This is a genomic window from Sedimentisphaera salicampi (assembly GCF_002117005.1).
In the GTDB taxonomy this organism is placed as follows: Bacteria; Planctomycetota; Phycisphaerae; order Sedimentisphaerales; family Sedimentisphaeraceae; genus Sedimentisphaera; species Sedimentisphaera salicampi.
This window is the reverse complement of the sequence record NZ_CP021023.1, coordinates 104,503-128,034: the sequence shown is the minus strand read 5'-3', so window position 1 is coordinate 128,034 and position 23,532 is coordinate 104,503. Positions and strand designations below refer to the sequence as shown.

The following is a 23,532-nucleotide window of genomic DNA, read 5'->3' as shown; positions in this document are numbered from 1 at the left end:
GTTCAAAGATAAGGAGATTTCAAATGTACAAGAAAGTTATGCTGTTTTTACTGCTTGCTATAGCGGCTTCAAGCTTTGCTGAAGTGCTTATATACCGGCCTGAAGCGATGGCTTCAGCAAAAGAAGCAGACAAGGAGAAATACCCGAATTCCGATCAAGTTCTCGTTTCGGGATACACAAAAACAACCTACAACCCCGACGGAACTTCAGTAGATATCTCAGAATACTACAACAAGGTGCTCACCGAAAAGGGCAAACGAAACAACCAAACAATCACTTTCCATTTTACTCGACCTTACGACACAATCGAGCTTGAGCTGGTAGAGCTTATCAAGCCGGACGGCAGCACCGTGGAGATAGATACCGAAGCTAACAGCAAGGTAATGACAGACAACTCCAGCATGAGCGCAAACATCTACAACCCAAACAGCAAAGTGCTTGTAGTATCACTGCCCGGGCTTGAGGTGGGTGATACGATCCATTATATCGCAGCAGACCGGTACACCAAGGTGCGGATGAAGAATACATGGAGCAATTATTTTGTATTCGAATCAAAGTATCCGATTGTCAAGGAGGTGTATGAAGTGTATGCGCCGGAGGAGCTGCCGATCAAAAGCATGGCACTGAAAGACAAGGTGGATGACACTGTAAGCTATGAAAAAACAGAAAAGAGCGGCAAAACCGTGCATAAATGGACGGCTCGAGATGTGCCGAGATTCTATCCTGAAACGAGTATGCCTGACTACTGGACTTGCGTTCAGAGGCTCCTTGTAAGCACGATAGAGCAATGGGAAACTGTTTCAAAATGGTACTGGGAGCTTTCCGAGCCGCACCTTGATACCACGCCGGAGATGGAAGAAAAGGTTGAAGAGCTTCTCGAGGGCATTGAAACTGATGAAGAGAAGATCCGGGCAATCTTCAAGTTTGTTTCTCAGGAAATACGCTATATGGGGATTACCATAGAGAAAGAAGCTCCCGGAAACGAACCGCACGATGTGAGCCTCACTTTTGAAAACCGGCACGGAGTGTGCAGGGATAAAGCCGCCCTGCTGGTGGCTATGCTGAGGCTTGCAGGCTTCGAGAGCTATCCCGTGCTGATTCACAGCGGCCCGAAAAAGGATAAGGAAGTTCCCCAGCCGTATTTCAATCACGCTATAACATGCGTCCGCAATGAAGACGGAACATACAAGCTGATGGATTCGACAGATGAAAGCACTCAGCGGCTGATGCCCTCCTACCTCAACGACTGCAGCTATATTGTTGCAGCACCTTACGGGGAAACCCTGCTGGAATCACCAGTAGAGCCGGCTGAAAATAATATGCTGAAGATAACTACCAAAGCCCAAATAGATAAAAACGGCAGCTACAAGGCAGAAAGCACGCTCGTTTTTGAAGGCATTAACGACAATGCATACCGCGGGGCATTCCTTAGAAAGAAGCCTGAGCAGAGAAAGTCTTATTTCGAAAAGCTTCTTAAAAATTTCCTTCCGGGCGGCGAGCTGGATTCCTACAGTCTCAAGCCGGAAAATCTTCAAGACACTTCCAAAAATCTCAAAGCTGAGATCACTTATCATGCAGACAATGTTTTGATCAAAGGCAAAGGCAAGGCTCTTCTTCCAATATACAACATTGGGGCTAAGGCAGGAATTGCCAACTTTGTTCTTCAGGCTACGGGGCTGGACAAAAGGAGATTCCCGCTTGAAACAGGCATAACCTGCGGCGTAAGCGAGAGCAAAACCCTCGAAATCGCAGAAGACCTGAAGGTGTTTTCAACTCCTGAAACTTCTGCTATTGATGAGGATTACATGTCATATTCAAGCAATTTCGAAAAGATCGACACCGGCATAAAACTCAAACGGGAAATCAAATTTAAAGAGGTACAGTTCTCGCCCGAGCAGTATCTCGAGCTCAAAGAAAACCTCAAGGACATAGAATACAACTCAAGAAAGAAGATCGTTTTAACTGATACTCGCAAGAATCAGCAGGATTCAGAACTGCTCTCCAAAGACGTTGAATACAAACTCAAAGACGAACATAACTGGACTGTTGAAACTGTAGTTCGCAGGAAGATTCTCAGCTATAAGGGCAAAAAAGACTACTCAGAGCTCAAATTCAGCTATGTGCCTGTTTGGGAAGAACTGGAGCTGAACTATGCGAGAGTCATAAACGACGGGAATGTGAAAGAGATAAGCGAAGTTGAGAAGAATGTAATGGATGCAGGCTGGGTGGCCTCTGCTCCGCAATACCCCGAGGGCAAAACTCTTGTAGCTTCTCTGCCGGGAGTGGAAGCGGGAAGCGTTATAGAATACAGCGTTAAAAGGACGCTCAAAAACCGACCTTATTTTTCTATGTACAGGACTTTTCAAGGTTATGAGCCTCACCGCCGAATGACAGTAAAGCTGAATATCCCTTCAAACATAGAAACTCATATAGTGTGCGATGATAACGGGATTCTCAACCCGGGAACTGTGAGCGGTGAAGGAATCATCGAACGGCAAAGCAGTGAAAACCAAGGGACAAAAAAGTATGTATGGACAGCTAAAGACCTCCCCGCGCTTAAGGCCGAAAGCTCATTGCCTCCAAAATACGCCTATACACCTTTCTTAAGGGTAAGCACAGGTCAAATAGGAGAGTATGCTGATATGGTAAGCGTTGCCGCAGCATCAAGGGTGGCCTCACAGGAAGAAAAGATATCCGAAAAAGTGAAGGAGATAACCAAAGACGCTGAGAGCGATAAAGAGATAATAATTTCTATAAGGGATTTCGCAGCACGGAATATCAGAACCGCCGGCCCTTCATACACCCGAATCCCGCTTGGTAAACACTTCACCTGCAGGCAGACGCTTGAAAACGGCTACGGCAACAGGCTGGACAAGGCAATACTCACCTCGAAACTGCTGGAGCTTTCCGGCATTGAGAATGAAATTATTCTGCCCGCAAATTGCGGGCGGCTCAATGAATTTGAGGATCTGATGAAGGAAACCGTATCCCCGTCTCTTTGGGGTTCTCCGCTTGTAAAAACTCATACTGATGAGGGCGTTTTCTATATCGGCGATACAACTCAATACGCCCAGCTCGGCACGACATACAGAAACCGCAGGATGTCTGTAAATACAGAGACAAGGCAGCTTTTGAGAATTGATGTGCCCGAGGAATACACAAACAGGTCTGATTCGCTGATAGAGCTGGAAATCACTCCCGAAGGAAAGGCTGAGATGCTCCATGAAAGCCGGATATGGGGAACAAATTTTGCTGAATCAAACAAATACTTTTCTGAGGTAACTCCGGAAAAGCGAAGAAGATACTACGAAAAGCTCGTTTCAAACATCTCCCAGTTCGCTGAGGCAGAAAGCGAGCTTATAACAGATTTTTCCGCTTATCCGGGGCTTAAGCAGTATGAGCTGGACATACCCAAATACGCAGTTAAAGAAGGCAATCTGATGTATTTTACTGTCCCTGCAAATCCGGGAAGCATTGGAATAAGTGAAGATGTTCGCGAGAATCCTTACTATATGCCGGGCTACAGCAAGGCAGAGATTACTGTGAATACCGCTGTCCCTGAGGGGATGGAAGTGCTGATGATGCCGAAATCGGAGAAAAGGGTTCTGCCGGCAGGGGCAGGAGTTATCGAAATCGAATGTACTCAAAGAGGCAGGATGATAACAATAAAATATACTATGGAAACAAGACCCGCTGTTATAAGGGAATTCGAGTACGACAGGCTCTCAGAGATAGACAGCTGGCTTAAACATCCTGATAAACGCACAATAACGCTTATTGAGAGCGAAGAATAAAAGCCTGAACATAAAGAAAGCAGTAATGAATAAAGGGCGGAATGGCAAATGCCGTCCCGCCCTTTTGATTGGTTGAACTTAAATCAGATCACCGCACAATCAGCCTTCAGATGAGGTTCCGAGCCAGTCTTGCACGAAAACCAGCATATCGCTCATATCAACGAGACAGTCACGATTGAAATCTGAAGGTGCGTATCCGAGCTGTCCGCAGGATTCATCATCAAAGTTGGTGGTTTCTACTGCAATGCCTACATCAATATACTGCCCGCCGGTTTCCTGACGGCAATGAACAGCGATTGTGTTGGTTTGCCCGGGCTGGATTGCATCTTTGAGTTCCTGCCCTGCATTAACATACAAGTAGTTTGTGGAGAATCCGTCCACAGAGAGAACAAGCGTACCGTTTACATAAACCTCTGCATCTTCATCGTGGTGAATACGGAAAATAAGCTTATCCATTTGTTCGGGAGTTAAATCGCCTGCTTCAAAACTCTTGCGAAGCCATATATCTGAGCTGTCCCAGACTGTGCCGATAACAGCTCCTGGAGTTCCGTCGGTTCCGAATCCGCCCTGTCCTTCCTGCCAAGAAGAATCATCGAATCCGGCTGCCTCCCAGCCTTCACCCGGATCAGAAACCGAATATTTCCAAGTCTGCGGGGTTTGTGCAGATGTCGGGAGAATATGATCATAAGTTCTCTCATACATTTTGTTTGAGAAAGCGATATCGGCAGGGTCCGGCTTAACAACCTTACGATCGTAGGTAATCAGGCCGTTAATCTCTCCCTCAACATCGGTTATCTGCGTGTAAACAGCGCCGCTGTATCCCGGGTCTTTGCGATACTGAACCAGTGTCTGGATATATGAATCGTATATCCTTTCTAGCTCATCGCCTGTTTCGGCCATTGTATAGCTCCAGGAGTCTTCCTCCCACATATGCCCTTCTACTCTCATACCGATTCCGCCGTACTCGCCGCAAACGGACGCCCTGTCCTCGGTTGGAGCTGATGGATTGTGAGGAGGTGAGTATCTGTGGTCGTCTTTAATATGGCCTACTTCATGGTCTGTCCAGCCGCTGGCGCAGGTAACGATTCTTGAAGGATCCTGCTCCATCACATCTTCAGTAACGCGAACAGTATCATACTGTCCCCAGCCTTCATTGAATACCACCCACAATACGATTGACGGATGATTCCCGAGATCGTCAACCATAGCCGCAAGCTCTTTCTCGAACTGCTGCCTCTGGGCTGCATTCCCGCTTGAACGCATACTCGGCATATCCTGCCAAACCATAAGTCCGAGCTTATCGCACCAGTAATACCATCTTGCCGGCTCAATCTTCACATGCTTTCTTGTCATATTAAAGCCGAATTCTTTGGTCATATCGAGGTCGTATTTGAGGGCTTCATCTGTGGGGGCGGTGAAAAGCCCATCCGGCCACCAACCCTGATCCAGCGGACCGATATTGAACACGAAATCCCCGTTTAGAAGGATTCTGTTCTTCCCGTCAACCTTCTTTACTTCAATCTTACGCATACCGAAATAGCTCTCCACCTCATCTATAATACTGCCGTTCTTTTTGAGCTGAACAGTGAGGTCGTAGAGGAAAGGGTTGCTGGGAGACCAAAGCTGAGGATCCCTGAGATTGAGGCTGAGCTTCTGCCCGGGTGCGCCGTTTATCTCGCCGGCCTTTTTCCCTTTTGCAAATGCCTTTGCATGCACTGTAACGCCTTCTCCATCGCCGTCAATATCAGCAGAAATATTCAGGCAGCTATTGTCAACGTCTGGAGTGAGGTTCAATTTTTCTACGGAAGTCTGCGGAACGGGCTCAAGCCATACAGTCTGCCAGATGCCTGTAACGGCTGTGTACCATATTCCGTTTGGATTGAGGTCCTGCTTTCCGCAGGCAATGGCAGTGCTGTTTGTGGGGTCGTAAACGCGAACTATAAGCTCCTGATCCTGCTTTTGAGAATCGATCATTGATGTTATATCGTAGCTGAAAGTATCGAAGCCGCCCTTGTGAACTCCTGCGCTCTGACCGTTTACGTAAACTTCTGATTCCCAGTCAACTGCGCCGAAATGCAGGAGTATTTTGCTTCCATCCCAGCTTTGGGGAACCTGGAAGGTTCTCTTATACCACACCCTTTCGTGGTGCTCTTTAACCCCTGAAATAGCCGATTCCACAGGGAATGGAACGAGGATATCGCCGCTTAGACTCTGGCCTGCGGGAACATCGTCGCCTTCACTGCCCGATTGAAACTGCCAGATACCGTTTAAGTTCATCCAGTCCTCACGGACCATCTGAGGCCTCGGGTATTCGGGCAAAGTATTCTGGGGGTCCACCTCGCTTGCCCAGTCTGTCATGAGCGGGGCCTGCTTTAACGACCAAGCCGAAGCCTGCTGCTGGGAAAACATACACACAACTAATGCGCATAAAACTAATTTGCTTACTTTTGACATAGTAACCTTTCTATTAAAAACAAATCTTAGAATAAAATCTGAAACTTCATTCAATCCTGAACTAAAGTGTCTGAAAGCCACTGCTGAGCGAAAAAGCTGAAATCGTCCATCCCAACCTTGCAGTCGAGATTGAAATCTGCTTTGAGATAGCCTGCCGAGCCGCACTCATCATCTTCAATTATGACAACAAAAGGCTCTGCTGTGAGGCCGTTGTAGTACTGATCTTCAGAGCTGGACGCACTTACCTCAACAGGCACTGTATCCAGAGGGCTTTCAAGCATATCATCATCAACCGTCTGAACGCAGACATCCTGCCCTACCGACCAATTTTGAGCGGTGAAAAGGAGGCTTTGGGGGGAAACAGTAAACTGCCCGCGTGAATATTTTTCTGAAAGCTCAAGCTGGACATCACCCATCGGTTTGCTGTTTAGATTGACACTGAAACAGCCTGTGGCTGAGGAATCCTCAGCAAGCACAATCTCGGAAGGCTGGGCAGCAATACCCGGTTCAAGCTCGATAGAATCAAAACTCCATATCGGGCCGATCAAATTATTCGAATCCACATCCGCCAGCGTGCTTTGACCAACTGTAAAAGTCTGTTCGCAGCCATCCATAATTGCAACCACTGCCCAGCGGTAGGAAACGTTAAAATCAAGCTCAATACCTGCAAGGGATGAAGAGGGGTTGTAGTTTCCCGGGTCCATTGCTGTCTGGCCGGCATAATAAAGGCTGTCATCCTGAGGATCCGGGGAGCTTATAAAAACGCACTCATTAACAATATCCCTCATAACCGGCTCATCGGGCGTTCCCGGAGCATTCCAGGAGAGATAGGCATCAACCACATAGTTGTCCATATCCGCAGTTAAAGCCGTTTCAGGGTTGTAGGGGGAAGGCCCTTGGAGGAGGTCTGTAACCCTGAGGTCTCCGGCGGTTATTCTCACCTCATCAATATAGCCCCAAGCACGGTCTGCATGTCCGCCGTCAAACATAGCCCTGCCTACAGTCCAGTTGCCGGCGTCCCAGTCCGGCCCATCTCCTGCGCCGGCAGTGAGGGCGGTATTTGTGCTTTCAGTTTCTTCGAGCATATTCTCCTGAGCGACGAGCTTATAGCCTTCCTCGGGGTTATCATGGTTGTAGAGGTAGAGCGAAAGGAATTCTCCGTCGCTTACTGCTGCTGCGCTGTAAAAAGGGACTCCCTCGCCGGAAGGATTCGAATTCCAGTCGTAGGTTTCTATAATACCAATGTCTGAGATTGCATCGTGCCAATATCCCTGCACATCACAGAATTTAACAGCAATCCCGTTATTAGGAATCGCCTGCAAATAAAAAGCTGAAAGCTGCGTGTCTTTATCTGCCGAGCCGAAGCTGTCTCTGCCTACAATCCCGCGATAGCCACCGTCCTCCAGCTTGAAAGTTGCCTGTACAGTGAATTCTGAAGGGCTCACTGAAGACAGAAATGAACCTGTCCCTGTGAACATCCCGGGGTTTCCGCCGGAATTTTTAACGCTGAAATTATTCGCCTGCCCTGTTAAAGGAACGGTATCGAAGGCAGTTTGATCTTTATAAACGTATCCGCCAAAGCTTTCGTTCCAAACAGAAAGCGGGTTTCCGTTTCCGGTAACATCAGGGACAGCCGGATAGAAGAGCCCGTCTTCAAGCCCTCCGTGAGAGACCTGCGCATCTGCGGGGCCTTCTTCAAAACGCCAATATGCAAGTTCGGGCTTGTTGCCGTCAATCTTGGGGGCAGGAAGCTCCTCGCCCCTCGTAGCTCGGCTGTGTAAGACACCGTTTGAGTCGAACCACATCGGATCAATGCAGATAAAACGATTCCAATCCACATTATCGTCCTGTTTCTGGTGATAAATATGCCAGAGATTTCCATCATCGTCTGTGGTAACAGAGCCGTGCCCTGGGCCATAAACACCGCCGCCCCTTTCGATGATGGGATTGTTTTCGTATTTTGTAAACGGTCCCATAGGGTTGTCGGCAGTTGCATAGCCCACAGCGTATTCGGGAGTATCCGCCCCGCTGCCTGAAAACAGGAGGTAGTATGTACCGTTGTGTTTTAGCATCCACGGGCCTTCATTCACCCAGCCTGCCTCCTGGTCCCAACCCTGATCGGGCTGAAGGATAGCCTGCTTCTCGCCTGTTAGCTGAGTTGGACTGGACATCTGCTGAACGTACATATGGCCGATATCTGTGAAGTACAGATAATAATTGCCGGCGTCTTTGAATAAGTGGGCATCTATGAAACCATCCAGAATTATGCCCTGATCTATAAACGGCCCGTCCGGTCTGTTCGATGTTGCAACGCCGATTTTGAAATCCGCGGTGTAATACATATAAAATTTGCCGTCGTCTTCGTTGTAGTAAACATCCGGAGCCCAGATATTCACTCCGCCCGGCTGGAACACTCTGCCCCCCTTTGTCCAGTTGACAAGGTCTGTGGATGTGTAAACATGATAGCTGACATTATCACCGGTAGGATACATATAGTATTTCCCGTCGTACTTGATTATCGTCGGGTCTGCCGGCCCTATCTCGGAGATTACAGGATTTGTATAAGTTTCTCCTGCCTGAAGCGCTGCTGATAAAAGCAGGAAAAAGGCAAAGAACCCTAAGAGCTTTTGGCTGTAATTGCGAATCAATAAATTCATTTGGCAACCTTATAAAAACACTTTCGATTTGTGAATTCACTTATATATGAAAGAAATCATTCAATTTTCAACATTAAATTTATACGAAGAAGTATGGACGTATATACGGTAAAAATCAGGAAGAGATTTAGTTCAAGAGAAATTTTTTTAAAAAAGCAGACGAAGGACTTAATCCCTCGCCTGCTGTTTGTTTACTTAGAAGCAAGAATCAACCCGATTAGTCTGCAGGATAGATCCCGCTTACAAGCCATTCAGATGCCATAACCATAAAATCATCAATATTGATTTGGCAGTCGTTGTTTGTATCAAGGCCTTCATCCGGACGCTGAGAAGCAACACAAACTGTTTCACCAGTTACTGTGGTGTATTTTTGAGCTATATCAAGCTCAGAGAGCTGATAGTTATAAATCTTAACTTCATCAAGCTGTCCTTTGAAGAAATTGCTGCCGGTTTGAATAGCACCAATCCGAATGTTATCCCCGCCTTGTTTCAGGCCGGCAGGAGCAACAGTTTCGGTTTCGAGAACACCGTCAACAAATACCTTAATCTCACCGGTTTGATAATCACGGGTAGCAACGCAATAGTGCCAGGTTCCGTCATTCAAATCGGTATTTGATTTAAGGGTAATATTCCCGTCATCAGGATCGCCTACGCCGAGGGCAAATTTGCCGTCGAGATAAACAGCCCCTAAATCATCTGACCATCCGGGCAGCTCGCCGTCAACAAGGCCGGCGCCTTCCCACCAGTTGTCTCCGCCCTGCGGAGTTGCAGTGGTTTTAACCCACATTTCAATTGTGAAATTAGACTTCAATGTCCAATCGATTTCGAATGAATCGCCAACGCTCTCGGCATTCAGAGAGATAGCATCTCCTACCATACCCTCTGTATAATCGAATGGAGCATTTGGATCAGTTCTCATTGAAACGCCGTGATTTGTTCCCTGCGAATCCATGATATTGTTCTCGAATTCGTACCAGTGCAGAAGCCTTTCAATTTCGAGCTGGGCGGCATCGCTAAATGCCGAAACGGAGCTCTCGTTTGTAACTTCGCAGTAGTAGTAGCCTTCATCAGCAAGAGCGGCTGCTGGTAAGATCATAGTGCAGTCATACGTTGTGCCGTGCTGAGAAATATCCAGAGTTACCTCCGGCTCATTCAGTGCGGTGTCGTCTTCAGGGGTATCGCTTGCCTGATCTTCAGATTTATACCACTGGAATGAAGGGGCAGTAACGCTTGTTACCTCTACAGTGAACGAGGCATCCTCGCCGTCTGCGACGACTTGATATTCCGGGTTCTCATCAATAACAGGTACAGATGCCATTGCATCAAACTCCCAGACAGGCCCGTGTATGTTGTTATTCGGGTCAGCATCTGCAAGGGTGCTGACGCCCGGAGTGAGGCTTTGCTCGTAACCGTCCATAACGCCAACAACTGCCCAGTGATATGAAGTATCGTAACTGAGGTCAACAGGGCCAAAGGAAGATGCCGGGTTGTCTGTGCCCGGGTCTGAGCCAGTTGCTCCTGCATAGTAAAGCACAGGGTCTTCTTCATCGCCTGAGCTAATGAAAACATACTGATCTACAAGGTCCGGCTCAACAGCATTTGAACCGTCTCCAGATGAATCCTCGCCCGGAGCATCCCAGCTGAAAGTAACATTTACATCGCTGTTTGCAGGGTCTGATTCCTGAGAAACGCCTCCATTGTAAGGTGTTGGGCCTTGAAGCAAATCTGTTATCCTTAGGGCAGAATTGCTGATCCTTACCTCATCAATATAGCCGTATGCACGGTCAACGTGTCCGCCATTGAATAAAGCTCTTCCTACAGTCCAATTACCTGCATCCCAGTCTCCGCCGTCTCCAGTACCAGATGTGAGAGCGGTGTTTGTGCTGTCTGTCTCTTCGAGCATATTCTCCTGAGCAACAAGCTTATAGCCTTCCTCGGGCATATCATGGTTGTAGAGATACAGCGAAAGAAATTCGCCATCGCTCACTGCTGCCATGCTGTAGAAAGGAACGCCTGCACCAGAGGGGTTTGTTCCCCAGTCATAGGTTTCTATAACGCCTGTTTCTGAGATAGCATCATGCCAGTAGCCCTGAACATCGCAGAATTTTATTGCAACGCCGTTCTCCGGAATAGCCTGAAAATAAAGAGCTGAAAGCGCAGCATCTCCTGTTACACTGCCTTGGCTGTCTCTGTTGATGATGCCGCGATAACCGCCGTTTTCAAGCCTGAAGGTGGCCTCAATTGTAAACTCTGACGGCTCGATAGTGCTGATCTGAGAGCCGGTTTGAGTGAACATACCTGGCGAGCCGCCTGTATTTTTAACGCTGAAGTTGTTTGCCTGCCCAGTGTATGGGACGGTATCATAGCCGACTTCGCTTCTGAAACCATATCCTGCGAACGACTCGTTCCATACCGAAAGGTCATTGCCATTACCGGAAGCATCAGGTATATCCGGAGCGAATTGACCTTCGCCAGCCCCGTGGAGAACCTGAGCGTCTGCTGGGCCTTCTTCAAAACGCCAATAGGCAATAGTTTCGCCTACCGCAAGCGACTGCAGAAGGAATATCTGCGCCGCAAAGAATACTGTTAAAAGTAATTTTTTACTCATAATTAATCTCCTTATTGTTATTACCTGCAGAGAGATAAGCTCTGGTCTGCAAGTTTTATAACATTATCATTGTAAATCAAACACCATTACTGAACTGGGAAAATGCCGCTAGTGAGCCATTCGGCAGCAAGGCCGGCGAAATCAGCCATATCAATCTGGCAGTCATCATTTACATCAAGGCCTTTATCAGGTGCTTGAGAGGTAAGGCAAACAGACTCGCCAGTTAGAGAAGTATAGTTATCGGCAATTTCTACCTCAGAAAGCTCGTAGTTGTAGAGCTTGAGCTCATCGATCAGTCCGGGGAAGAAATTCATACCGGTATGCAATGCTCCGATTCGAAGTGTTTCAGGCTCATCTTTCAGCCCTGTGGCTCCGCTTAAAGAGGCCTCAAGCACGCCGTCAACATAAACCTTCATATCGCCTGTCTCATAGTTGCGTGTTGCAACGCAGTAATGCCAGGTGTCGTCGTTGATGTCTGATTCAGACTTAAGCGTCATCTGCATTTCGCCGTCGTAATCACCGATTCCCAGAGCAAATTTGCCGTCGAGCAGGGCTGTCCCCATATCGTCAACTTGTCCGTTCTGTTCGCCGTCAACAAGGCCTAAGCCGTTATACCAGCCGTCGGTTCCTGGAGAATCGCCTGTTGTCTTAACCCACATCTCAATAGTGAAGTTTGCCTTTACAGACTGGTCTATTTCGAATGAATCGCCTACACCGTCGGCATTGAGAGAAATAGCCTGTCCAACCATTCCTGATGCATAATCAAACGGAGCGTTTGGATCAGTTCTCATTGAAACGCCGTGGTTTGTGCCCTGAGAATCCATAATGTTATTCTCAAATTCGTACCAGTTAACCAGCTTTTCGATCTCAATCTCGCCGGCCTGTGAAACTGCTGAAGCTGCGCTTTCATTTGAAACTTCGCAGTAGTAATATCCTTCGTCTGCAAATGCTGCAGCTGGAACAGTCATTGTGCAGGTGTAGCTTTCGCCGTCCTGAGCAATATCAAGTGTTACATCAGGATCGCTTACAGCAGCATCATCTTCAGGTGTATCATTTGCCTGATCCTCAGACTTGAACCACTGGAATGATGGCGCGGTAACACTTGTTACCTCAACAATCAGTGAAGCATCTTCGCCATCTGCAACAACATCATAGCCGGGGTCTTCATCGATTATCGGAACAGAAGCCATAGACTCAAACTCCCAGACAGGCCCGTGAATGTTGTTGTTCGGGTCTGCATCTGCAAGCGTGCTGACTCCTGGAGTGAGGCTCTGCTGATATCCGTCCATAACGCCCACTACTGCCCACTGATAGGTGCTGTCGTAGTTGAGATCAACCGGGCCAAATGAAGATGCAGGATCTGCTGTGCCCGGGTCAACGCCAGTTGCGCCTGCGTAGTACAGCTCGGGATCTTCTTCATTGCCTGAGCTAACGAAAACATACTGATCTACAAGATCGGGCTCAACTGCATTTGAACCGTCTCCAGAGGCATCCTCGCCCGGAGCGTCCCAGCTGAATGTAACATCAACATCGCCGTTAACAGGATCGGACTGCTGAGCAACATCACCGTTGTAGGGTGTTGGGCCCTGGAGGAAATCTGTAACTCTAAGGGCTGAATCGCTGATTCTGATTTCATCAACAAAACCCCAAGCACGATCTCCGTGACCGCCGCCGTAAAGACCTCTTGTTACTGTCCAGTTACCTGCGTCCCAGTCTCCGCCGTCTCCGGCGCCGGCTGTAAGGGCAGTATTTGTGCTCTCGGTTTCTTCGAGCATATTCTCCTGAGCAATAAGCCTGTAGCCTTCTTCAGGGCTGTCGTGGTTGTAAAGATAGAGCGAAAGGTATTCGCCGTCGCTAACTGCCGCTATGCTGTAGAACGGAATGCCTGCACCAGAAGGATTAGTGCCAAAATCGTAAGTTTCTATCACTCCGCCCTCTGAAATAGCATCATGCCAAAAACCCTGTACATCGCAGAATTTTATCGCAAGGCCGTTTCCAGGGGTAGCCTGAAGATAAAGTGCTGCAAGGTCAGGGTTGTGCGGTGAAGTGCCGTAGCTGTCTCGACCGACTATACAGCGATAGCCGCCGTTTTCGAGCCTTACGGTTGCCTCGATAGTAAACTCAGCCGGGCTCATATTGCTAATTTGAGAGCCTGTTTGAGTCCACATTCCGGGGAAGCCGGTATTGTTCTTAGCACTGAACTGATTGGATGCCCCAGTTTGAGGTACTTCGGTGAATCCAACCTCCGTGCTGTAAATGTGCGCGCCTTCGTGCCATACAGAAAGGGCGTTGCCGTTTCCGGAACTGTCAACTATCGCCGGATAAAAATCTCCGTCGGCCGCGTCTCCGTGCAGGATGGGGTCTCCATCGGATGTACCGCCTTCGAAACGCCAGTAGGCAACAGTGCTGCCTACGGCAAGCGACTGCAGCAAAAATAACTGCGCCGCCAGAAACATTGTTAGAAGCAAGCTTCTTTTCATAATGAATCTCCTTAAAAATAAGTATTAAATTAGAATTTCAACACACAGAAAAAATCGTCTGTTGTTTACTGCTTAAATTATAATTACCAAATCTGCTCTACGGTACCGCCGGAACCGCCTACTCTGAGCCGAACCCTGTCGGTGCCGTCTGGGTTTTCGAGTTCCTCTTCGCCAAGCCATTCCACATGGCCGTCAACGAAAGCAGCATTCGAGCCGTTAAGCTCGCCGCCTCCGTCAACGTGATTTGTTCTGTCAGTCTTTTGCCAGCCGTCCCAATTGCCGCCTTTGATCTGGGTGTATAGCTCATTCTGCTTGAAAACAGCATCGGCAATCATTTTCCTCTCAGCGGGGTTTTCCACGTCCTGAGATTTAACGAGCCAGTCTGTAGTCGGCCTTCCTTCAAGGTCAGGCCGCCCTGCATTTTTGTCCTCAAGCACCTCGTAGCTGTCGAAAAACCAGAAGTATGATGAAACCCTGTAGAGATTTCTCCTGTGGAAAAGGGTATCGGGCTCTTCTCTGTCGAGGCTTGTATTTGGCGCTTCCGGCCAGATCTCAGCAAATCTCCAGTACCTGTCTTTATCGGCAGACATCTTGGTATTTGATGGGCAGTAGAAGATATCCGGTTCTGCGCCGCTGTCGATAATCAGATCGGTTGTCCAGTAAGAAATATCCCACGCCCAAGCTGTGGTTGCCTGAAGGGGATACACCCCCCTGTTCTGCTGGGAATAAATCTGGCAGGCCACAGCACACTGCCTTAGATTATTAGCGCAGAGCATCCTTTTGCCCTGCTCCCTTGCCTTGCTCAAAGCAGGCATAAGAATTGCCATTAACAGAGCTATGATTGAAATAACAACCAGAAGCTCTATAAGTGTAAATCCTTTTTTTGTATTATTCATTTTATCCTCTTTATTGTTTAGTTACTTTTCATAACTGCAAATACTGCTCTTGTTAATTTCTCCTGATATGGAGATTGGGCTCTCTCATAAATGCCCAGACAAAACCGGAATCAGGCAGATTGTCTTCGACAGGATTTGATACAATGATGGTCAAGAAGCGATCTTGCGGTTTTAGTGTTAGATCCACCCTGCTCGGCTTTTGCGAGGGGGATTGGTTCCTTTTCTCAAATCGAAGCTGACCATCAACGAGCACCTGCAAATCGCAATTTAGCTGGCCCTCCTTGAACACCTCAAAATTATTCAGAGGTACAACAAAGTTGTCGTTGTCAAACACGCTGTCTGAAAGCCCGAATTCGGCGGTAAACCTGGCAAACTGATTTCCTTCAACAATCTGCCTTATTTTATTTAGGTCAAATGTGATTCCCTGATTTGGATGTATAAACAATGCTGAATTTTCAGGATAACTCTGCTTTGCTCCCTGTAAAGTAAGTGTATGCGGCAGAACATCATTCAGCCTCGGATGGTATGCGCCGTTAAGGAGCCCGATCCAGTATTTTCCGTCTGTATCTGACAGCTCGCTGAATGTATGGCCTTGGCTTGTAACCTGAACTGAGCCAAACTCGCCGTCCGGGATAAATACCCCGTCAACAAACGGAAGAGATTTGACATTAAAATATCTATTGCCGCTGGAAGACTTGAGCGAATTAAGCCTGTTAATGTCCGCAGTATATTCACCAGAAGCTGTATCTATGCCGGATTTATACTCGCCGCTGCCGAGGCCGTTGCCGCCGCCGACAATATCAGCAAGGCCTAATGTTTTCTGTCCTCGCCATACAGATTTATGGTCTGAGTTAATGTATCGGGCAAATTTTTCCGGCTTAGAATCAAGCTCTTCTACACTGGTTCCGTTTCCGGAAACGCCCCTTGCCTGCCCTTGAAACAGCTGCTGTTTGGTTTTCTTAAACCAAGACCCGCCAGCCACAAGAGCTGCTTCGCCGTCTATCATATGAACTTCTGTCCAGCCCTTTTTATCCCTGTAAACGCCGAACTCGGTTCCAAGATCAATCAATCGCATATTGTCTGTATGGACAGTGAAACCAATCCCATTCTCGCCGACATTTGCGTAAAGCTGGCCGTATTCGAGCTGCATATCGTCCTGCTTATTGAATTCAAACTCAGCCGGTGCTTCAACTGTTATAAGAACATCCCGCGCAGTTGCAAATTCAATGAACCCCTCGGAAATTTTAATAGTTTCCTCAGCCCAGATGATATCGCCCTTGGAATATCTCTTAGAGTCATCTGCAAACTTAACATCAAGTGAATCTCTAACCGCCGCCACTTTCACTGCTGCTCTCTCCGGCGAAAGGCTTGCAAAAATGAATAGAAATATCAGGGCAGCAGCGCCGGTGATAGCTGAATAGAGATTGAATTTGCTGATCTGCCTTGGCTGTTTTTGCTGATAAACCTTCCTGTTCACTCTTCTTGGCGATTCTTCAATAGATTCAAACCTTTGAGCAGGCTCAGCATTTTTCTCCTCTTCTGCGAGACTCTCCCATACCTGTTCAACAAAAGTTTCTTCACTTAGAAGTTCTGAAGATTCTCTGCAGCATTCGCCTGCGAATTTAAGAGAGAGATTGACTTTAACCAAACCGAAATAGACCTTCCTCAGCGCAGGGTGATACATAAGCTCATTAAGCCTTTGGCTTTCATGATCATCCAGAGACCCTTCGAAAAGCTTAATGCACAGGCTTCTAAATTCTAAAATTGTTTGTCTATTCATTTCCTGCCCTCATTGATGCCCTGAGAATACACTGCCGCAGCAGGTTTAGAATTCTTCCAAGGCTCCTGTATATGCTCTGGTGAGAGCGGTTCAGGCTCGCACAAAGATCTTTAACAGTTTTCTGCTCCACATACAAAGACTTAACGAGATTCAAATCCGCATCTCTGAGTTTTTTAAGGCAATCCTCAAGAAACATAGTGTAAGAGTTTGCGTCTTTCAGCTCCGAAACAGACTCCTTGCTTATCTGCTGGAGTATGTAATCATCGAAAACAAACTTTTTCCGCTTGTTTCTGTTTCTATACTCCAGAACCTTGTAGTAAGCGATCTTTTTACCCCATGCAAGGAAATTTGTGCCCAGTTTGTAATCTTCAAACTTCTGCCACATCTCCTTGGTGGTTTCCTGAAGAATGTCTTCAGAATCATTGAAGTTGCCAACAAGGCTTATTATATAAGCATGAATCTGCCTTTGGTTTCCGGTGAGAAGATCTGTAAACTTCTCGCCGGTATGCAGATCAGTATTTTTTTGAATCTCCGCTTTCAAAGCAATATTCCTGATTTTATTTTTTCATTTATTTAATGATTTCAGATTAAAAATCTGCAACACTGATTTTCAAAAAATGGAAATTTAATTTTTGAGGCCGCAAACCATACGCTTATAATATAATATATACCCATAAAGCTTTATTATGTTCAGAATTTCTGCCGGCATCTGAAATCTGGCAATTATGCCGATTCTGAAAAGACTCAAAAAGCTGTAAATCATTTACTCATTTGCATTTAAGCCTATACACTTAAATATATGAGAATTGAGTTACGAGTTTTTACTTTATTTTTTATTAAAAAAGCTTGTATTATCACCTGCGTATTATACAATAGGATATCATTATTCAAAAGGAAATCCATGGCGGAAAAGATTAAATTTGGACAATGGCTCGTTTCTCAAGGCAAAATAGGCGAAACTGAGCTTGCAGAAGCCTTGGACGCCCAGCCCTCTGGCAAGCGTATAGGCGAGTTTCTGCAAAGCAGAGGAGCATTTTCTGAAAAACAGCTGACCAACTGCCTTTCAGAATATTTCGGCATTGAATTTATGAGCGGCGATGTTCTCTCCGGCGTTGATATTGAAATTGCCAGAAAGCTGCCTGAAATGATGGCACGGCGCTTCAATGCAGTGATAGTACAGGAAAATCCCGATTCTATCTCAATAGCAATAGCCGATCCTCTTAATGTGGTGGCTGTTGACAACATAAAAAGCAAACTGAAAACCAATCTCAATCTCTTTATAGCGTGCAAATCAGATATCGAAAAGACGATTGAGCTGATATATCACGGCTCTGATATAGAGGAGCAGCAGCTTAGAGATATAGTTGAGCTGGAATTTGATTCTGGCGAGGAAGAGGCCGAAGAGGACACAGTATCTGATCTCAACGTGGAGTCTGAGGCCGGCAAGGCGCCTGTAATAAGGTTTGTGGATTTGATGCTCAGCCAGGCAATAAAGAGCAGGGCCAGCGATATCCACGTTGAGCCGCAAGAGAAAACCATGCAGATAAGGATGCGTGTGGACGGTGTTTTGCAGAATATGTGCCCGCCGCCTAGAAAGATGCAGCCCGGGGTTCTTACAAGGCTTAAAATACTTTCTCAGATGAACATTACTGAAAGGCGTGTTCCTCAGGACGGAAGGTTCAAGGTTAAACTAGCGGGAAAGGCCGTTGATGTGAGAGTGAGTTCAATACCTACAATCTACGGCGAGAAGATAGTAATGCGAATACTGGACCAGTCTTCGCTAAAACACGACCTTGCAAGCGTTGGTTTTGAACCGAACCTTTTGAAGGTTATGAAGAATTCACTGAGCAAGCCGCACGGGATTATTCTCGTTACCGGCCCTACAGGCAGCGGAAAAAGCACCACACTCTACTCAGCTCTGAGCTACCTTTTCGATCCTTCAAAAAATATTACTACAGTTGAGGACCCTGTAGAATACAGGCTTGAGGGCATAAATCAGGTTCAGGTTAAGTCAAGCATAGGCCTGAGCTTTGCCGCCTGCCTTCGTTCAATCCTGCGGCAGGACCCGGATATTATCCTTCTTGGAGAAATAAGAGACAACGAAACTATGGAGATTGCAGTTAAGGCTGCCCTCACAGGGCACCTGGTGCTCAGTACTCTGCATACCAACGATGCGCCCAGTGCTGTGAGCAGACTGCTTTATATGGGTCTTGAGCCGTATCTTCTTGCTTCTGCTGTGAATCTCGTGATAGCTCAAAGGCTCATCAGAAGGCTTTGTGAGAGGTGCAAGGAGCAAACCGAACTAACTGAGGAGGAAAAGGAAAAGCTCCAAATCAGTGAGGAATACGCCCGTCAGAATACCTTCTACAGGGCTGCGGGGTGTGAATACTGCAGCAAAACAGGCTACCGCGGGCGTCTGCCGATCTTCGAATTCCTCAATATAAACAGCGAAATAAAAAACATCATCGTGCACAACGGCCATGAAGAAGAGGTGAGGCAGTCTTCAAGAAAAGCCGGCTTCGACGGCCTTCTTGAGAGCGGAGTAAGAAGGATGGCAGTCGGAATCACGACTGCCGAAGAAGTTCTTGCTGCGGCCTACAGCAGCCTCTGAATCAAGCCTCATAATCACACCACAGCCACTAAACAAGTATTTATATTTGAAAAATTTTTAAAAATGCAAGAAAACTTACGTAAAAGTTCTTGACTTGCTGTATATTTTGGTACAATGGCTATTAGACAAGTATTAACACTTGCTTTTAGCGGTTAAAATTATGAAAACTTTCAAGTACATACTCAGAGACGAGAGCGGCAAACAATACACAGGCACTTACGAAGCCGTCAGCCACAGCGAAGTAATTGTTTGGGCAAGATGCCAAGGGCGAATCCCCGTTCTCATCGAAGAGCTTGACACTCGAAAGAAGAAAAGCCGGAAGAAAAAGAGAAATGTAAAACACGTATCACTCTCTGAAATGGCTGCATTTTGCTGGCAGATTGGCACTATGATGGGCGGCGGAGTTTCCATAACAGAATCTTTGGAGACAATCTCAGACGACATAGACAATGAATACTTCGAGAAGACCTTAAACTCAATTTCAGAAGACATCAAAGCCGGCAGCACTTTCACAGACGCCCTTAAAAAACATCCGAAAGTATTCAACACATTCTTCAGAGCGATGAGCCTCGCAGGAGAAACCAGCGGCAATATGCCCCAAGTTTTTGAAAGGCTGGCAGACTATTACGTTAAGAGGGAGAAGCTCTTAAAAGACGTAAAAGGGGCTCTTTCGTATCCTTGTTTCGTAGCAGGATTTGTTGTGCTTATTGTAACCGTTATGGGGCTTTTGATCATCCCGAGATTCAAAAGTATGTTCGAGATGTTCAAAAACGAGCTTCCAGCGTTTACAGAGGTATATATGTCCTGCTACGATTACATTTCCAGAAATATCTGGTGGATGGGACTAATAATCATTGCCTTGTGGATTTCGGGGCATTTTTACAGCAAAACAATCAATGGGCACAGAAATCTGAGCAAGCTTGTTTTAAGGCTGCCCTTTTTCAACAACATAATAATAAACTCGTTCATAACCACTTTCTGCCAGACAACATCAACTCTGTTTATGTCTGGAGTGTCTGTGCTGGAAACTCTTGAGATAATCAAGGCTATGAACAGCAACGATATTATAAGAGAATCAATCACCAACATACAAAAGCGAATCGAAGAGGGAGACAACATCTCCTCGGCAATCGAATCTACTGAAATGTTTCCCAATCTGGTGATAAAAATGGCTCAAGTTGGCGAACAGAGCGGTTCGCTGTCAAACGTATTCGACAAGACCAGCGAACAGTTTCAAAGGCAGCTTGAGGGCTCAATAAAAGCTATGACAAAGATGATAGAACCTGTAATGATGATGCTGGTGGGCTCGCTTGTGCTGGTAACAGTGATAGCGCTTTACCTGCCGGTATTCACCATGTCCGATGTATAGAGAATAATCTGCAGAGTGTAGATTGAGAATTTTTAACTGATGTATCATTTTTTAAGAGGTGAACTTATGAAGGCAAAAGGTTTCACATTAATCGAACTGATGATCGTAGTATTGATCGTCGCAATCTTGGCTGCTGTTGCAGTGCCGCTGATGAGGGGCCGTGTGGATTCGGCCAAGTGGTCTGAGGCAAAGGCAGCTATGGGTACAGTTGCAACTGCTATCCGTGCTTACCACGCAGAGAAAGGTCCTAACGGAGATGCTGCTACGGCTATTTTCGGCCAAGGTGCAACAGAGTTAGGCTTTGCGGACGGGGATCTGGAAGGAACTTACTTCGCAGATGAAGACTACTCTATGACCGTTTCTTCAATGGATCCATTGACATTCACAATAACCTGCACTCCGTCTAAGACGGACGCACCTTCGAACTATTCCCAAATTACGCTCGATCAAGACGGCGCTTGGACTGAAACCGCAGCTACCTCGGGTTAAAAAAATAGAAATCTTTTGGGGTGAGGCTATTCTCACCCCTTTACTTCTCATTGATATCTTAGGGTTTAAGGAGCAGCAAAAATGAAAAAATATAATACCAACAGAAAAGGCTTTGCTATAGTTGAAGCCACGATTTCTTCTGCTGTCCTTTTAATCGCTGTAATGGGAACGATGAAATTTGATTACTACTCTGCGATAGATTCCTACCGCTCACAGTGCCAGCTTGAGGGCTGTATGCTGGGGTCTGCTGTTATGGAGAGCTGGCAGGGACAGGGAGGAACGCTGGAATTCAACCCTGCGCAAGACCTCTCGGATTCGATTATGGACTGCGGGGATGTGAGCGTCTCCGGGGCTTATTTCGGGCCTGGGATCCCTGCGGGATTTACAATATCATACGATATCTTCCCCTACTACAAGATCACAATCAATGGGACCAAGTTCCGCGTGGCTCTCTCCTACAAATACATAGACGGCTACAAGTATCTCAATGTTAGAGTAGGCTGGGCAAACAATCTGGACGGAGGCTACTGGAAGTCAAGAGATTATGTGGGCATCACAGAGTGCCTTCATTGAAGCCTTAGATTGGAAGGCATAAAAATGAGACTTAAGCCAACAAAATCAAGCAGAAAAAGCAAGGCCTTTACACTTGTAGAAGTAACCATTTCGCTTGCGATAATTTCAGTTATTGTTATGGCAGTTAATAATGTTATAGCAAATCAGTACTCCGGGCTGGACAAGACCTTCCGCCGAATCTTCGGGGAGACAGCAGAGGGAGTAGTTAAAGTAAGAAAGGCATTTAACGGCACTTGCAGAAAAGCAAGCCTTAGAAATATCACAATAGAAGACGACGGAGAAACATTAACCCTCTATTACTATTCCGACCATACAGACCCGCCCTACTGGCCAGATAAATACGCAAAATACTATCTGAACAGTAATGACGAGTTCTTTGTTGAACATGGGGATGTAGTTTTCGGGACGCTTCAGCAGCTAAGCAGCGACTATACAGAGATTCTCTGCGGGGATGTTTCTTATCTGAGCTTTTCTGCTCAGGGTTTGTCTGTAGAGCTTTGTATGACGATTGACGAGGGCTCAGACGATTTCACATTTACTTGGACTGCTGTCAGGCATAACTGAATTTGCCAAGGGAGCTGAAATGAGAGAAATAAATAAAAAAGGATCAGCACTTCCCACCGTAGCGGTGATCGTAATGATACTTGCAATGACAGGCCTGAGCATATTGAAGATAGCTCAGGCTGCAAGGATGCGTTCTGCAAGATTAACAGCCGAGATAAGCGCACAAAATGCAGCAGACACCGGCCTTAATATGGGGATTGATTATGTTTACAGCCTCTGGAACCAAAACGCCCCCGACCTAATAGACATTGATTACACATCACCAACTTACAATTTCGAGGGCACTACAGCAGATGCAGAATATTACTTCACCGTTGAGCTCTCAGAGGAATTCTACGGCTACGATATAACCTCCTATGCCTCAGCCGGCACTCAGGAGCGGGAAGTACATTACAGGATGGTTATCCAGCACCCTTGGGTTGGAATATCAGCCAAAGAAACAATAAATATAAACGTAGGCGCCGGAATAGCACTCCTGCCGGCAGACTACGAAGATTTCACGCTTGTTACAAATCTGATAAACTCAAACAGCATCGTTCTGCGTAACGGTGTTCATATCCCGGGAGATATTATTGTCGGCCCGGGCGGAGATCCTGATTCGGTTATAGATACTAAAAGAGAAGCGGTAATCGATGGTGAAACTTGGTCTATGTATGAAGAAATAGAATATCCCGATGTTTCAATACCCTCAGGGCTCGCAAATAAAACGCTCACAATTGACAGCAGTGATTATGTAATGAACGAAAGCGGAATTTATGGAACGATATCATTAGGGAACTCAGAAACGCTGAGAGTAGAGGGGTATGTTGTTGCAGTAATTAACGGGGATTTGGATCTCGGCAACGGCGCAGAGATCAAGATAACCAGCGGTTCCTCGCTATGTCTATATATGGCAGGGGATCTTGACATGGGCAATGGCTCTGTATTTTCTAACGAAAATTTCGATTCAGCAAGCACTTACGAAGAGATCAGAGATTCTGTAAAGTCCGTTAAGATTTACGGTACACCGAGCTGTGAGAACCTTGTTTTCAAAAATTCAAGCTATCTTACAGCAGGGATTTACGCCCCTCAGGCATTTATAGACCTTAGGAACAGCTCCGATGTTTACGGAGCTGTCATGGGCAAGGATGTTATCCTTAAAAACAGCGCAAATTTCTATTTCGTTTTCGATTTATATTCAAACAGAGACAACCTTATCTCCAACCTCAAGCTCCACAGGGGAAGCTGGTGGGAGAGTTGAAAGAGGCAAAGGGATAA

General features: G+C 46.5%; 14 protein-coding genes. 7 read left to right on the top strand and 7 right to left on the bottom strand.

Annotated features, from left to right (window positions below):
* Nucleotides 1-23: 23 nt before the first annotated feature.
* Nucleotides 24-3,794 carry a DUF3857 domain-containing protein gene (locus tag STSP1_RS00490; RefSeq protein WP_085754465.1) on the top strand — a complete coding sequence of 1,257 codons (3,771 nt, stop codon included), beginning with the start codon at nucleotides 24-26 and terminating at the stop codon, nucleotides 3,792-3,794.
* Between the two features lie 99 nt (nucleotides 3,795-3,893).
* On the opposite strand, the gene STSP1_RS00485 is transcribed toward STSP1_RS00490, so the two are convergent.
* The 7 genes from STSP1_RS00485 to STSP1_RS00455 form a co-directional block, all read right to left on the bottom strand.
* The gene (locus STSP1_RS00485) at nucleotides 3,894-6,248 is read right to left on the bottom strand and encodes a glycoside hydrolase family 2 protein (RefSeq protein ID WP_123806939.1); all 2,355 of its coding nucleotides are present in this window, start codon (nucleotides 6,246-6,248) and stop codon (nucleotides 3,894-3,896) included.
* A gap of 50 nt (nucleotides 6,249-6,298) precedes the next feature.
* A complete protein-coding gene (locus tag STSP1_RS00480) occupies nucleotides 6,299-8,905 on the bottom strand; it encodes a glycoside hydrolase family 43 protein (RefSeq protein ID WP_085754463.1) in 2,607 nt (868 codons plus the stop codon).
* A 217-nt stretch (nucleotides 8,906-9,122) separates the two neighbouring features.
* Complete coding sequence (locus STSP1_RS00475) at nucleotides 9,123-11,513, bottom strand: LamG-like jellyroll fold domain-containing protein (RefSeq protein WP_085754462.1); 2,391 nt, start codon at nucleotides 11,511-11,513, stop codon at nucleotides 9,123-9,125.
* 86 nt (nucleotides 11,514-11,599) lie between these two features.
* The gene (locus tag STSP1_RS00470) at nucleotides 11,600-13,993 is read right to left on the bottom strand and encodes a LamG-like jellyroll fold domain-containing protein (protein WP_085754461.1); all 2,394 of its coding nucleotides are present in this window, start codon (nucleotides 13,991-13,993) and stop codon (nucleotides 11,600-11,602) included.
* A gap of 83 nt (nucleotides 13,994-14,076) precedes the next feature.
* On the bottom strand, nucleotides 14,077-14,889 hold the full coding sequence (locus STSP1_RS12425; RefSeq protein WP_085754460.1) for a type II secretion system protein: 813 nt from the start codon (nucleotides 14,887-14,889) through the stop codon (nucleotides 14,077-14,079).
* A gap of 52 nt (nucleotides 14,890-14,941) precedes the next feature.
* Complete coding sequence (locus STSP1_RS00460; protein ID WP_085754459.1) at nucleotides 14,942-16,669, bottom strand: FecR family protein; 1,728 nt, start codon at nucleotides 16,667-16,669, stop codon at nucleotides 14,942-14,944.
* Nucleotides 16,662-17,210 carry a sigma-70 family RNA polymerase sigma factor gene (locus STSP1_RS00455; RefSeq protein ID WP_161491540.1) on the bottom strand — a complete coding sequence of 183 codons (549 nt, stop codon included), beginning with the start codon at nucleotides 17,208-17,210 and terminating at the stop codon, nucleotides 16,662-16,664. Before STSP1_RS00455 ends, STSP1_RS00460 begins: the two co-directional genes overlap by 8 nt.
* Nucleotides 17,211-17,570: 360 nt before the next feature.
* Between STSP1_RS00455 and STSP1_RS00450 the strand changes: the two genes are divergently transcribed.
* The 6 genes from STSP1_RS00450 (at nucleotide 17,571) to STSP1_RS00425 (ending at nucleotide 23,515) form a co-directional block, all read left to right on the top strand.
* The gene (locus tag STSP1_RS00450) at nucleotides 17,571-19,280 is read left to right on the top strand and encodes a GspE/PulE family protein (RefSeq protein ID WP_161491539.1); all 1,710 of its coding nucleotides are present in this window, start codon (nucleotides 17,571-17,573) and stop codon (nucleotides 19,278-19,280) included.
* A 160-nt stretch (nucleotides 19,281-19,440) separates the two neighbouring features.
* Nucleotides 19,441-20,649 carry a type II secretion system F family protein gene (locus STSP1_RS00445; protein ID WP_085754456.1) on the top strand — a complete coding sequence of 403 codons (1,209 nt, stop codon included), beginning with the start codon at nucleotides 19,441-19,443 and terminating at the stop codon, nucleotides 20,647-20,649.
* A 66-nt stretch (nucleotides 20,650-20,715) separates the two neighbouring features.
* Nucleotides 20,716-21,138, top strand: a complete 423-nt coding sequence (locus STSP1_RS12765; RefSeq protein ID WP_261340865.1) for a type IV pilin protein — start codon at nucleotides 20,716-20,718, stop codon at nucleotides 21,136-21,138.
* An 81-nt stretch (nucleotides 21,139-21,219) separates the two neighbouring features.
* On the top strand, nucleotides 21,220-21,711 hold the full coding sequence (locus STSP1_RS00435) for a hypothetical protein (protein WP_085754454.1): 492 nt from the start codon (nucleotides 21,220-21,222) through the stop codon (nucleotides 21,709-21,711).
* 24 nt (nucleotides 21,712-21,735) lie between these two features.
* Nucleotides 21,736-22,275 carry a prepilin-type N-terminal cleavage/methylation domain-containing protein gene (locus tag STSP1_RS00430; protein WP_085754453.1) on the top strand — a complete coding sequence of 180 codons (540 nt, stop codon included), beginning with the start codon at nucleotides 21,736-21,738 and terminating at the stop codon, nucleotides 22,273-22,275.
* A 19-nt stretch (nucleotides 22,276-22,294) separates the two neighbouring features.
* Nucleotides 22,295-23,515 carry a DUF7305 domain-containing protein gene (locus STSP1_RS00425; protein ID WP_085754452.1) on the top strand — a complete coding sequence of 407 codons (1,221 nt, stop codon included), beginning with the start codon at nucleotides 22,295-22,297 and terminating at the stop codon, nucleotides 23,513-23,515.
* The last annotated feature ends 17 nt before the right edge of the window (nucleotides 23,516-23,532 follow it).